The organism is Paenibacillus sp. S-38 (assembly GCF_049942825.1).
Lineage (GTDB): Bacteria > Bacillota > Bacilli > Paenibacillales > NBRC-103111 > Paenibacillus_G.
Window position 1 is genome coordinate 4810872 of sequence record NZ_CP187970.1, and the last position, 15102, is coordinate 4825973.

The window sequence follows — 15102 nt, forward strand, 5'->3', positions numbered from 1 at the left end:
GGAAAACATGAGGATGTGCCGCGTCCCGGACGGAACGGCGGCACACCATGCCTATCGTAAGTCGGACCTGAGAATCAAGGCCCCTGGTCAGAATGCAAAATCAATAGCTTCAATGCGCAGATCATCGACTGTCATCGCCTGTACCGGCTTGCCTCCGAGCTCCTCCAGCCTGCGCTGCGGCTCCCGGCCCGCTTCGTCCAGCAGGTTCAGCAGGTCCTGCACCAGCTTCTCGACCGCACTGCGGCCGAAGAGCTTCACCGCGTATTCCGCCGAGCCGGACAGCTTGTCTCCCTTCATCGTCAGGGACAAACTGAGGTCGAACTTGGCCACCTGATGCTCCTGCCCGTAAGGAATGAAGGTCAGCTCCTGCTCGGCGGCGGCTTCGCCCCCGTGCGCTTCCGTCTCCGCTTCCTCCGCATACACCAGCAGCGTATCAAAGAGCGGATGGCGGGACGGGTCGCGTTCAAGCTCCAGCCGGTCCACCAGCTCGTCGAACGGATACCCTTGGGATTCGAAGGCCTGCAGCGCGTTCTCCTTGACCTCGGCGAGGTAGTCCAAGAACGTCAGCCCCCGGCGCGGATACTGCCGGAGCGCTACGGTTCCGACGAACATCCCGATGAGCGGCTCCAGCTCCGCCAGCTGCCGGCCGGCGGTCGGCGTGCCCACGATGATGTCCTCCTGCCCGCTGTACTTGGAGAGCAGCACGCTGTAGGCGGCAAGCAGCACCATGTACATCGTCGCCCCGCTGGCCTTGGCCAGCTCCTGCAGCCGTGCGGTCACTTCCCCGTCCACCTCGAATTCGTAGAGAGCTCCTTCGAAGCTGCGCACGGCAGGGCGCGGATAAGCGATCGGCAGGTCCAGCACCGGCAGCTCGCCGGCGAAGGTGTCGAGCCAATACCGCTCTTCCCGGCGGTACCGTTCGCTGCGCACGTACTCCTGCTGCCACACCGCGAAGTCCTTGTACTGAATGGAGAGCGGGGCCGGCGTACGGCCTTCGTAGAATTGCGCCAGTTCGTCCATCATCACTTCAGAGGAGATCCCGTCCGAGATGATGTGATGGGTGTCGTACATCAGAATATGGCGTCCCGGAGCCAGCTCGATCAGTCCGGCCCTCAGCAGCGGCGGCTCATCCAGACGGAACGGCTTCACGAAGGCGCGAACGACGGATTCCGCCGCCTCTTCGTCGGCCTGCATGAAGTCGAGCTCGAACGGAACCTCCGCGTACACCTTCTGCACCACCTCTCCGTCTCTCATCCCGAATCCGGTGCGGAGAGACTCGTGGCGGGCGATCAGGCGGCGGAACGCTTCCTCCAGCCGGCTGCGGTCCAGCGGACCTTCCACCGTGAAGACGCCCGGCATGTTGTAGCTGAGCTCGCCGCCTTCCAGATGCGCCAGGATGAACATCCGCTTCTGGGCGGACGTGACCGGGTAGTACTCCCTCGGAGGCGCAGCCGGGATGGCTGCATACCCCGTCTCGTCGAGACCGGAGAGCACCCGGGCGAGCGATTCCACAGTCGGCGATTGGAAAATCTCCCGCAGCGGTACGGTCCGTCCCAGCTCCTGGCGGATCTTCGCGGTGAGGGTCGTCGCCCGCAGCGAGTGGCCTCCGATCTCGAAGAAGTTGTCGGTGATCCCGACCCGCGGCAGCCGCAGCACGGCAGCCCAGATCGCCGCCAGCTTCGCTTCCAGCTCCGTGCGCGGCGCAGCGTAATCAGCCGCCCTCTGCACACTTGCTTCCGGTGCGGGAAGCCGCTTGCGGTCGACCTTGCCGCTTCCGCTGAGCGGCATCCGCTCCAGCTGGACGAAGTACGTCGGCACCATGTAGCCCGGCAGCTTGGCCGACAGGGCCTCTCTCAGCGCTCCCGCCGCCAGCTCGCGGTCTGCCACATAATAAGCGCAGAGCAGCTTCTGGCCGGTCTCGTCCTCTCTCGCCGTCACGACCGCTTCCAGCACGCCTTCCGCGTCCAGCACCGCCGACTCGACCTCGCCAAGCTCGATGCGGTAGCCGCGGATCTTCACCTGGTGGTCGATCCGGCCGAGATACTCGATGTTCCCGTCCGGCAGCCAGCGCGCAAGATCGCCCGTGCGGTACATCCGGCCGCCCTCCGTGAACGGATCGGCGACGAACTTCTCGGCGTTCAGCTCCGGCCGGTTCAGGTAGCCTCTCGCCACCTGAACGCCGGCGATGCAGAGCTCGCCCGCCACGCCGACCGGCTGCACCCGGGTCGTGCCTTCCTTCAGGATGTAGAGCTGTGTATTCCACACCGGCCGGCCGATCGGCACCAGGGGATAGCTGCCGTCCGGCTCGCAGTCGAAGTATGAAACGTCGACCGTCGCTTCCGTAGGGCCGTACAGGTTGATGAGCCGTGCGCCGTTGAGCTTCGCAACGGCCGCCTGGAAGCGGGCTACGCTCTGCGGCGGCAGGGCTTCCCCGCTCGCGAATACCTGCCGGAGCGAAGCCAGCTTGCCGGCCAGCTCCTCCGGTGCAAGCCCCTCCGCATACTCCAGGAACGTGTGGAGCATAGCCGGCACGAAGTGCATCGTCGTGATCCGGCAGCTCCCGATCGCTTCCAGGATCTGCGCCGGATTCTTCTCGCCGCCCGGCGGCAGCAGGCACACCTTAGAGCCGACCATCCCCCACCAGAACAGCTCCCAGACGGATACGTCGAAGGTAAATGCCGTCTTCTGAAGGATGGTATCATCCGGGCCGATCGGGTATTTGTGATCCATCCATAGCATCCGGTTGACGGCCGAATGGTGCTCGATCATGACACCCTTCGGTCTGCCGGTCGAACCGGAGGTATAGATGACATAGGCGATGTCATGCGGTCCGGCGGCAGGCTCAAGATTGGAGCGCTCACTGCTGTACACGGATGCATCGTTCAGATTGACCGTCACTCCGCGGTACTCCTGCGGCACGGCCGGCAGGAAGATCTCCTGCGTGAGCAGGACCGACGCGCCCGAGTCCTCGAGGATGTAGCGGATGCGGTCCTCCGGATAATCCGCCGCCACCGGTACATAAGCGCCGCCGGCCTTCAGGACCGCGTAGATGCCGACGATCATCTCGATCGACCGCTCGGCCATAACGGCGGCTCTCGTGTCCGGGCCGACGCCCGCCGATTGCAGCGTACGGGCCAGCGCATTCGCCCGGGCATTCAGCTCGCCGTACGTGAGCGAGGTGTCCTCGAACAGCACCGCGGTGCGCTCCGGCGTCCGGGCGGCCTGCTCCTCGAAGAGGCCGATGATCGTCGCCTCTCTCGGATACTCGGCCGCCGTGTCGTTGAACGCGCCGAGAATCTGCGCACGTTCTGCGGCTGTCACAAGATCCGCTTCCCCGAGCGTCACCTGCGGATCCTGCGTGAGGCCGTCGAGCAGCTGCAGGAAGTGCTCCGCCAGACGCTCGATGCTCGCCCGCTTGTACAGCGCGGAAGCGAACTGGAAGCTGCACGCGAGGCCGTCTGGCGTCTCGGCGGCTTCGAAGGTCAGGTCGAACTGCGCGGCCGCCTGTTCCCTCGGATAAGGCTTCAGGAGCAGACCCGGAAGCTCGTAGCCGCGGTCGTCCGCGTTCTGCATTACAAACAGCGTATCGAACAGCGGGCTGCGGCTGAGATCGCGCTCCAGGTTCAGCCGGTCGACCAGATCCTCGAACGGGTAGTCTTGGTGCTCGAAGGCCAGCAGGGCTTCATCCCTTACTTCCTTCAGGTAAGACCGGAACGTCTTGCCGGGGACCGGCGTATGGCGCAGCGCCAGCGTGTTCACGAACATCCCCAGAACCGGTTCCAGGTCCGCATGCGGCCGTCCGGCCACCGGGGTACCGACCACGATGTCCTCCTGGCCCGTGTACTTGTGCAGGAGCACGGTATAGGCGGCGAGCAGCGTCATGAACAGCGTCGATCCGCTTTCGGCGGCGAGCTTGCGCAGCGCCTCACTCCGTGCGGCGCCCAGCTCGAAGGCAACCGTCTCTCCCTCATGGGAGCGGTGGGCGGGTCTCGGCTGATCGGTCGGCATGGACAGTACCGGCAGCTCACCGGAGAACCGGTCCAGCCAGAACGCCTCGTGCTCGCGCATCCGCTCGCTTTGCAGCTCCGCCTGCTGCCAGACGGCGAAATCCTTGTACTGGATTCGCAGCGGGGTGAGCGTCTCCCCTTCGTACAGCCTCACGAATTCCTCGGTGAGCAGGCCCATGGAGGCGCCGTCCGATACGATGTGATGCGTATCGAACAGGAGCAGGAACCGATCCGGCGCCATCTCGACGAGGCCGACCCGCAGCAGCGGCGCCCGGGTGAGATCGAACGGTCTCACGAACCGGGACGCAAGCTCGCCCGCTGTGATATCATCCGCCTTCCGGTACTCCACCTCGAACGCGGCCTCGGCATGAACCCGCTGCACGGGCTCGCCATCTATCAGTTCGAAGCTTGTCCGCAGCGCTTCATGACGGGCGATCAGCTTCCGGAAGGCTTCCTGAAGCCGGTCTTTATCGAGCTGCCCTTCCACTGACATCATCGCCGGCATGTTATAGGTAAGGTGGCCGCCCTCCAGCTCATGGAGCACATACATCCGCTGCTGGGCGGAGGAGAGCGGGTATATCTCGGCCGCTCCGGCTTCCGGAATCGAGAGGTAAGCCGATTGTTCGCGGCCCGAGAGCACCTCGGCCAGCGCTTCAACGGTCGGTGCACGGAATACTTCCTTCAGCGGCACGTTGATGCCAAGTTCCTTGTGCAGCATGGATACGAGTGCCGTCGCTTTCAGGGAATGGCCTCCGAGCTCGAAGAAGCTGTCTTTCACACCCACGCCCCGGATTCCCAGCACCTCTTGGTACATCTCGGCCAGCCGGGCTTCCATCCAGGTACGCGGCGCATTATAATCCGCCGTGCTGAGCCCTCCGGCCTCCGGCGACGGAAGCGCCTTGCGGTCGATCTTGCCGTTCGGCGTCAGCGGCATCTCCTCGAGCTGCATGAAATGCGTCGGCACCATATACCCCGGCAGCTCGGCTGCCAGCAGGGCGCGCAGCTCGCTGACCCGCAGCAGATCCTCCGCCACGAAGTAAGCGCAAAGCTCATGCTGCCCGCGGCCGTCTTCCCTTGCGATGACAATCGTCTCTTGTACAGACGAGCTCTTCAGAATCTGCGATTCGATCTCGCCGAGCTCGATCCGGTAGCCGCGGATTTTGACCTGGTGGTCGATCCGCCCGAGATACTCCAGCCGCCCGTCCTCCATCCACCGGGCGAGGTCGCCCGTCCGGTACATCCGCTCCCCGCTGAAGCGGCTCACGACGAACTTCTCGGCCGTCAGCTCGGGGCGGTCCAGATAACCGCGGGCCAGTCCCGCTCCCGCCACGCACAGCTCACCTGCGACGCCGACCGGCGCCAGGTGGCCGAGCGGATCGATGACGTATACCTGCTGGTTCGGCATCGGACGACCGATGGACACGATCCCCTTCTCCGCATCCGGGTCCTCCGACACCGGCCAGATCGTGGTGGCGATCGAGTTCTCGGTCGGACCGTAGCCATTGTAGTACGCGACCCGGTCCTTCCACTTGCTGACAAGCTCGACCGAAGAAGCCGATCCGGCTGTGAACAGAATGCGCAGCGAGAGCATCGTGTCCGGCTCAAGATACACCGCATAGGTCGGCGGCAGGGCCGCCATCGTAATCCCGTTCTCCTGCATGTACTGCTCGAAGAGCCGGTAGTTCAGGATCGTCGAAGAGGTGGGTACATACAGTGCCGCCCCGGTGAACAGCGCGCCGTAGATCTCCCAGCAGGCAGCGTCGAACGAGAGGGAGGCGAACTGGACGATTTTGTCCTGCGTCCCCAGCTTCAGCACCTCGTCAAAATACACCTTGAGGTTCGTGAGGCCGTGATGCTCGACCATCACGCCCTTCGGCTTGCCGGTCGTCCCCGAGGTATAGATGACATAAGCCAGATCGTCCGCTCCGCTGACCGCCTCCGGATTCGATTCGTCATCCGAATACGTCCCGGCGTCATCCAGCAGCAGGACCGTCCCCGCCTCCGCCGCCTGCTCCTTCAAGCGGCTCTGCGTCAGCAGCACCTTCGTGCCCGAATCTTCAAGCATGTATCGGATGCGCTCTTCCGGATATTCCGGATCGATCGGCACATAGGCGCCGCCCGCCTTCAGGATGCCGAAGAGTCCGACGAACATCTCCAGCGACCTCTCTGCCATCAGGCCGACCAGCGTATCCCTGCCCACGCCTGCTTCCCGGAGCGTATGCGCCAGCCGGTTCGCCAGGCCGTTGAGCTCCCGGTAGGTCAGACGCTCGTCCTCGAACACGACAGCCTCGGCATCCGGCGTAAGCTCCGTCTGCTCCTCAAGCATCCGGTGGATCGTTTTCTCCTTTGGCGAAGCTGCCGCTGTAGCATTAAAGGCACCAAAGATCTGCTGTTTTTCCTCGGACGTGACGACCTCAAGCTCACCCACGGCACGCTCCGCGTCCGCAACGACCTGTTCCATGAGATGAAGCAGGTGGCCGCTGATCCGCTCCACGGCTGCCGGCTCGAACACAGCCTCGTTATATTCAAACCGGATCCGCAACTGTTCGCCCGGCGTCACAATCAGGTTAAAATCATAGTTCGTCTGCTCGACCATACCGGAATTCTGAATCCGGAAGTCGGAATCGTCCCCGCTGCCCAGCTGCTCCACCTGCTCTTCCACAGGGAAATTCTCGAAGACCACAATATGGCCGATGAGCTCCTGCTTCTGCTCGGTGAGCGCCTGAATCTCAAACAGCGGGTACGTCTCGTATGCATAGCCGGCCGCCGACGCTTCCTGGCTGCGCCGCAGCACCGCCGCGAACGACTCGTCCCCGGTGCAGCGGATGCGCACAGGGACCGTATTGATGAAGAGGCCGACCATACTCTCGATGCCGGGAATCTCGGCCGGTCTGCCGGACACGACGCTGCCGAAGACGACATCCCCCGTGCCGTTGTACCGCTGAAGCAGCAGCCCCCAAACCGTCTGCAGCAGCGTGTTCAATGTAACGCCATGACGCTTGGCGAGCCGGTCCATGCCGGCCGTCAGCTCGCTGCCGAAGTCGCAGTACAGGCTGTGGAACGCCTCGTCTTTTGCTTTATCCTGCGGGCGCCCCTGCGGTTTACCGGTCGGCAGCAGGGTCTGGGTCTCGTAACCGGACAGATAGCCGGCCCAGTATCCCGCCGCCTGCTCCTGGTCCTGCTTCTCGAGCCATTCGGCATACCGGCTGTACGGCGTGACCGGCGCAAGCTTCGGTTCCCGTCCTTCGAGGAGCGCCGCGTAGAGCTCGAACACTTCCTCCGTTACAAGCGAGAGGCACCAGCCGTCCATCAGGATGTGATGTGTGCTCCAGATGAACCGGTAAGCATCTTCCGCGGTCCGAAGCACGGTCACTCTCATCAGCGGATCGCGTGTCAGGTCGAAGCCCTGGGCCTGGTCTTCGCGGGTGATCCGTTCGATCGCTTCCTGCTGTTCGGCGCCGCCCATCTCCCGCAGATCCACCCTGCGGAACAACCCCGTTTTGGAACGGAAAATCACCTGCAGCGGACGGTCTCTCCACCCGGTATACACATTCGACCGGAAGATCTCGTGGCGCTGAACGAGCGACTCCACACTCTTCTCGAATTGATCCAGGTCGAAGCGTCCGACAAGGTCAAAGGTCGACTGCTCGAAATAGGCTCCCGAGTCCGCATCCATCAGGGCGTGAAACAGCATCCCCTGCTGCATCGGCGTCAGCGCATAGGCGTTTTCTACCTCGCCGATCTCCGCCGTACCGCGCACGAGCTCTTCCAGCTCGGAGATCGTCATCCCCTGCAGCGTCAGATCGCTCGGCGTGAGCTCCGTCGTCTCCCGGGCCGCGCAGTGGGCCAGTATCTCCGAGAGGCACTGCCGCAAAGCCTCGGCAAATCGCTCCATCGTCTCCGGGCGGTACTGCTCCCTGCTGTAGCTGACGGTCAGCGACAGCCGGCCGCCGGCCGTCATCCCGTTAATATCAAGGGCGTACGTACGTGCCGCCCGCGGCGAGAGCTCCCTGCCCGCCCCATAAGGGGATACGGAGAAAGCTTCGTTCTCGAGCTCCCCATCGAACTGCCCGAGATAGTTGAACGAGATCTCCGGCTCCGGCCGGTAGGCCTCCACAGCACGGCCGGCCGCCGACAAGTATCTCCAGATGCCGAAGCCGACTCCCTTGCCCGGGATGCGCCGCAGCGATTCCTTGACCTCCTTGATGCGCTGGCCGGTCTCCAGGCCCGCCTGCATCTCCAGGGCCACGGGATACTGGCTCGTAAACCACCCTACAGTCCGCGAAATATCGAGGTCTGGAACGATCGCTTCCCGTCCGTGGCCTTCGAGGTTCACCCAGACGCGCTCCAGGCCGCTCCACCGGTGGACCGCCATCCCGAGCGCCGCCAGCAGCAGGTCGTTGACCTCCGTGCCATAGGCATGATGGGCCCCCTTCAGGAGCAGATCGGTTTCCTCCGCCGTCCACTGCACGGACACCATATCGCTGTCCCCGAGACGCGGTGCCGCCTGATCCGCATCCTTCGGCAGCTGCTCGCGGTCCAGCCGTTCCAGCTCCTGCCAATAGGCATGCTCGCGCTCGGCAGCCGGGGAATCCGCGTACAGCATCAGCCCATCGGCCCAAGTGCGGAAGGCATCCGTCTTGGCCGGCAGCGAGACAGCCTCGCCTCCCGCCGCCTGCCCGTAAGCCTTGGCCAGATCCTCGAAGAGGATGCGCCAGGATACGCCATCGACGACCAGATGATGAATCGCGATCAGCAGATGATCCCCGTCCGGGCAGCGGAACAGTCCCAGCTTGAAGAGCGGCCCGTTCTCCAGATCCATGGACGCCTGCACGCGCTCCGCTTCCGCTTCGACACGGGCGGCCAGGTCCTCGGATGCCTCGATTGACACGACCTCGAGGCTGAACAGCTCGCCTTCGGCGATGCTCCGGTTCCAGGCGGCATATCCGTCAGCCCCTTCCCGGAAAACCGTCCGCAGCGCGTCGTGATGCGCCGCAATCGCAGCCGCCGCGGTGCGCAGCGCTGCTTCATCGAAGCCTTCCGGCCGGTACAGCATCACAGCCTGGTTATGATGGTGCGCGTCCTCGTAGCACTGTTCGAAGAACCAGCGCTGTATGGGCGTCAGCGGAACCTCCCCGCTGACTTCCCCTTGATCCGCCATCCGCGCCAGCGGCCGGATCAGCGGGCTGAGGGCGGCCGCGGTCGGATGCTGGAACAGATCCTTCATCTCCATCCGGTAGCCGGCCTGGTACAGCCTCGAGGACACCTGCAGCGCCTTGATCGAATCGCCGCCGAGCTCGAAGAAGCTGTCATGGATGCCGACCGGCCCGCCTCCGAGCAGTCCCTGCCAGATGGAGACGAGCGTCTCCTCCACGGCCGAGCGCGGGGCGGCGTATGCGGTCTGCGAGGCTGCGGTCCCCGCTTCCGGCACAGGAAGCGCCTTGCGGTCGATCTTGCCGTTCGGGGTCAGAGGCAGGCGTTCCAGCCGCAGGAAGCGGGAAGGCACCATATGGGACGGCAGCGACTGCTGCAGCTCCCGCTGCAGGGCGCCAAGATCCAGCTCTTCGTCTGCGGCCGCATAGCCGCAGAGATACTTTTGTCCGCGCTCGTCCGTCCGGTCGACAACGACCGCCTGGCGTACGCCCGGATAACGGAGCATCGCCGTCTCGATCTCACCGAGCTCAATCCGGTAGCCGCGGAGCTTGACCTGGTGGTCGATCCGCCCGATGAAATCGACGTGCCCGTCCGCCTTCCAGCGGGCCAGGTCACCGCTGCGGTACATGCGCTCACCCGGCGCAAACGGGTTCTCCACGAACTTCTCGGCCGTGAGGTCCGGACGGTTCAGGTAGCCTCTCGCCACTCCCGGTCCGCCGATGCAAAGCTCTCCCGCCACACCCACAGGTACCGGCTTCAGGCTGCTGTCGACGATGTAAAAGCGGGCGTTCAGATACGCCCGGCCGATCGGAACGTTCCCCGATGCCGGCAGCCTATCCAGCGGCTCGTCGTAGAAGCTCGTGTCGATCGCCGCTTCGGTGACGCCGTACGCATTGATGATGCGGATCTGCGAGCCGAAGCGCTCCTGCAGAGTCCGGTAATCCTTCACCCCGCATGCATCTGAAGAAGAGATGAGCAGCTGCAGCGACGAGACGTCCAGTCCGCCGGCCGCTGCGTGCTCCATGAACGGGATGATGAGTGCAGGCGTCGACTCGAACACCGTGATCCGCTTGTCACGGATCCAGCCGTAGAGGCGCTCCGGATCGATGCGGTCCTCCTTCGGGCAGATAAACATCGTCCCGCCGTTCATCATTGTCCGGGCGATGTCGCCTGTGAATACGTCGAACGAGAAGCTGGCGAGCTGCAGCAGCCGCACCGGGAACTCCGTCAGCCGGTATTCCCGGCGGTAAGCCAGGGCCGTATTGACCAGGCTGCGGTGCTCGATCATGACGCCCTTCGGGCGGCCGGTCGTGCCCGACGTATAGATGACATAGGCCAAATCCTCAGGCTCGTTGATGTTCGCCAGACGCAGCGCTTCGCCGCCGCTTTCATACACCGACTCGTCGTCGAGGTGCAGCACATGGCGGAGACCTTCGCCCGCAGTTTCGGCTTCCGCATAAAGACCGGACATGCCGGTCTGCGTCAGCAGTACCTCCGCTCCGCTGTCCTCCAGCATGTAGGCGATGCGTTCCGCCGGATAGTCTGGATCAAGCGGGACATAAGCCCCGCCGGCTTTCCAGACGGCCAGCACGGCAACGAGCAGATCCACGCTGCGCTCGGCCAGGATGCCGACGAGCTTCTCGCGGCCGGTGCCGAGCTTGCGGAGTCTGGCGGCCAGCGCCCCAGCTCTTTGGTCCAGCTCGCGGTAGGTCAGCGTGCGGCTGCGGTCGCTGACTGCCGGATGATCCGGTGTGAGCTGGGCCTGCCGTTCGAAATGGACGTGGAACGGCTCAGCCAGATCGGCCTGAGGGACCGCCGGATTGAATTCGTCCAGCAGCTGCCGCCGCTCGCCCTCCGTCACCATGACGAGTTCGGAGAGCGTGGACTCCGGATCGCTGACAGCCGACTCGACGAGCTGCACGAGGTGAGCGGCCATGCGTTCGACGGTCTCCCGGCGGAACAGGGAGAGCGCGTATTCGAAGGAGCAGCGCAGCTTCTCTCCGTTCTCGGCTTCCATGGCTTCCAGCGAGAGATCGAACTTCGACGTCTTGTGCTCGCTTGGGTAAGGCGTGAAGCGCAGCCCTTCGAGCTGCGGCTCAGGGCCTGCGGCATGCTTGAGCTCGAACATCGTATCGAACAGCGGCGAACGGCTGAGGTCGCGTTTCAGCTGAAGCTTTTCAACTAGGGCTTCGAACGGATATTCACCGTGCTCGAAAGCGGCCAGCGCCCCCTCCTTCACCTCGCCGAGATACCCGAGGAACGTCTTCTCACCTGCCGGCGCCTGGCGGAGCGCCAGCGTGTTCACAAACATCCCGATGAGCGGCTCAAGCTCGCTCTGGCCCCGGCCGGCCACAGGCACGCCCACCACGACGTCCTCCTGGCCGGTATATTTGTGCAGCAGCGCCGTGTAAGCGGCCAGGAGCACCATGAACAGGGTGGAGCCTGTCCGGGCGGCGAGCTGCTTCAGGCCGGACAGAGCCGCACCTCCAACCGTGAATTCCAGACGGGCCCCCTCGAAGCTCTGGACAGCCGGACGGACGTAGTCCGCCGGCAGATCCAGCGTCGGAAGCTCGCCGCGGAACTGCTCGAGCCAGAAGGCTTCCTGTTTGCGCAGGAGTTCGCTCTGCAGGCGGTCCTGCTCCCACACGGCGTAGTCCTTGTATTGGATGCGCAGCGGAGCAGGCTCCAGGCCTTGGTACATGCGGGTAAATTCCTCGACCAGCACACTCAGCGATACGCCGTCGGAGATGATGTGGTGCATGTCGAACAGGAGCAGATGACGCTCGGGCGACAGCGTGATCAAGCCTACCCGCAGCAGCGGAGCTTCAGCGAGATCGAACGGGCGGACGAACGCTTCGATCAGTCCGGCAGCTTCTTCCTCGGAGGCCTCCCTTTCCTCGATCCGGAAAGGAGTCTCCGACAGCGGCACAATCCGCTGGACGGGCTCGCCCTGCACCATCTCAAAGCGGGTGCGCAGGGATTCGTGGCGGGCGATCAGCCCTTCGAACGCATTCTGCAGCCGTGCGCGATCCAGTGCGCCCTCGGCCAGGATGACGCCCGGCATGTTGTAGCCAGTCTCTCCGCCCTGCAGCTGGCTGAGCAGGTAGAGCCTTTTCTGGGCCGAGGACAGCGGGTAATATTCCCGGGGCTCCGCAGCGGTGATCGCCGTGTAGTCCGCTTCCTTCATGGACTCGAGCACAGCGGCCAGCGCCTCTATCGTAGGCGAGCGGAACATGTCCCTCAGCGCCAGCGGCCGGCCGAGCTCCTTGTGGACCCGCGCCACGACGGCCGCCGCTCTAAGCGAGTGTCCGCCGATGTCGAGGAAATGGTCGGTGACGCCGACCTGCGGCAGCCCAAGCACCTCGGCCCAGATCGCGGCCAGCTTCGCTTCGAGCTCCGTGCGCGGGGCGACATAAGCCGATGCGGACTGTACGCTTGCTTCCGGCGCAGGCAGCAGCTTCCGGTCGATCTTGCCATTCGCGCTCAGCGGCATTTTGTCGAGCTGCACGAAGTAGGTCGGCACCATGTAGCTTGGCAGCTGCGCCGAAAGGGCTTCCCTCAGCTCACCGGCTGCGAGCTCCCGGTCGGCGACATAGTAGGCGCAGAGCAGCTTCTGGCCGGTCTCATCCTCCCTCGCCGTCACGACGGCTTCCAGCACGCCCTCCACGTCCAGCACCGCCGACTCGACTTCGCCGAGCTCGATCCGGTAGCCGCGGATTTTGACCTGGTGGTCGATCCGTCCGAGATACTCGATGTTCCCGTCCGGCAGCCAGCGCGTCAGGTCCCCCGTGCGGTACATACGGGCCCCCGGCACGAACGGATCAGCGGCGAACTTCTCGGCGTTCAGCTCCGGCCGGTTCAGGTAGCCTCTGGCCACCTGGACCCCGGCGATGCAGAGCTCGCCCGCCACGCCGACAGGCTGCAGCTGGGTCGTGCCTTCTTTCATGACATACAGCCGCGTGTTCCAGACCGGTCGGCCGATCGGCACCATCGCATACGGCTGGTCCGGCTCGCAGTCGAAGTACGAGACATCGACCGTCGCTTCCGTCGGTCCGTACAGGTTGATGAGCCGTGCGCCGCGCGTCTTCGAGACGCTGGCCTGGAAGCGCGCCACGTGCTGCGGCGGCAGGGCCTCACCGCTGGCGAACACCTGCTTGAGCGAGTCCACCCTGCGGGCAAGCTCTTCAGCCGGCAGCCCTTCGGCGTAGTCCAGGAACGTATGAAGCATCGCCGGTACGAAGTGCATCGTCGTGATGCCGTACTGCCGGATCGCCTCCAGAATCTGCGCCGGATTCTTCTCGCCGCCCGGCGTCAGCAGGCACACCTTGGAGCCGACCATACCCCACCAGAACAGCTCCCAGACGGAGACGTCGAAGGTGAACGCTGTTTTTTGCAGGATGGTATCGTCCGGGCCGATCGGGTACTTCTCCTGCATCCACAGGATGCGGTTCACGGCCGAAGTATGCTCGATGAGAACGCCTTTCGGCCTGCCTGTCGAACCCGAGGTGTAGATGACGTAGGCCGCGTCGTGCGGGCCTGCTGCGGCCGGCACGAGGTTGGAACCATCTCCGCTGTACACGCTTGGATCGTTCAGGTTCACGATGATCCCGTCATACTCCTGAGGCACGGCCGCCAGGAACCGCTCCTGTGTGAGCAGCACCTTCGAGCCCGAGTCCTCGAGGATATAGCGGATGCGCTCCTCCGGATAATCCGGCGCCACCGGCACATAAGCCCCGCCGGCCTTCAGGATCGCGTAGATGCCCACGATCATCTCGAGCGAGCGCTCGGTCATGACCGCCGCTCTCGCATCCGGTCCAATGCCGGCCGCCTGCAGCGTACGGGCCAGTGCATTTGCCCGGGCGTTCAGCTCGCCGTAGGTCAGCGACGCGTCTTCGAACAGCACCGCCGTGCGTTCCGGCGTCCGCGCCGCCTGCTCCTCGAACAGGGTGACCATCGTAGCGTCCTGCGGATACTCCGCCGCCGTATGGTTGAACGCGCCCAGGATCTGCCCGCGCTCCTCCTCCGACATCATCTCCAAGACGCCGATCTCCTGCGACGGATTCCCAAGCGCCTGCGCCATCAATGCATAGAGATGATTCGCCATACGCAGCACGGCCTCTTCTTCATAGAGCCCGCTGTGGTAGACGATGTTCAGCTTCAGGACTTCCGCCGTCTCCTCGAAGCGGAACTGAAGATCCGATATGATGGACTCCCCCGCGTCCGCCGGATTCATCCCGTCGAACGAGACGAGCGTATGGAGCACAGGGGCGCCTTCCGGGGTGTAATCCACATCCAGCTCCCCGGCCATCGCCTGAAAAGCGACGTTCTGGTTCGCCACCGCTTCGCGCACCGTCCCGCTCACCTGTCCGAGGAAGGTCCGGAAAGGGACCGTGCCGTCAACCGGAAGCTTGTATAGGATCACGTCGTTCAGCTGGCGGCTGCCCGCTGCGCGGACGGCCGGGGCCGCGACAATGACGGTTTCTTCCTGCGTGTAGCGGTGAAGCAGACAGGATACCGCCGCAACGAGCAGCGTATAGACCGCTGCCGGTGTTCCCTGGGTTACCGCACGGATGCGCTCCGTGATTGCCTGCGGCACCGTACTCTCGCAGGCTCGAATAGATGCGGGTGCGAGGCTTCCCGCGCTTCTCCACTCGGCCTTGCTGTAAGGCAGGCAGGTGATCCGCTGCCCCGTTTGAAATGCTCCGTTCCAGTAAGCTCTTGCCTTCTTCATGAGTATCCCACCCTATTCCCTTGGGGTTAACGATATCTGAGCTATGTATGGTTATGGCCTTGGTCTGCAGCCAGGTTCTTCGCTTGTTATAAAAGATAGCTCACAGCGTGCGCGCCGCCGCGGCGCACACGCTTGTGAGGAGCGGCAGGTTCCCGCTCGTATGAAAGGGGATCATCTTCGGGTTGATGCTGCCGGCCTTCGGGCCGGGGT

1 protein-coding gene is annotated in these 15102 nt (G+C 64.1%); it reads right to left on the reverse strand.

What is annotated here, in order from left to right; translation table 11 throughout:
* Positions 1-87: 87 nt before the first annotated feature.
* Positions 88-14892, reverse strand: coding sequence for an amino acid adenylation domain-containing protein (locus ACP26L_RS21270; protein WP_426446149.1), 14805 nt, complete (start codon positions 14890-14892; stop codon positions 88-90).
* Positions 14893-15102 lie beyond the last annotated feature (210 nt).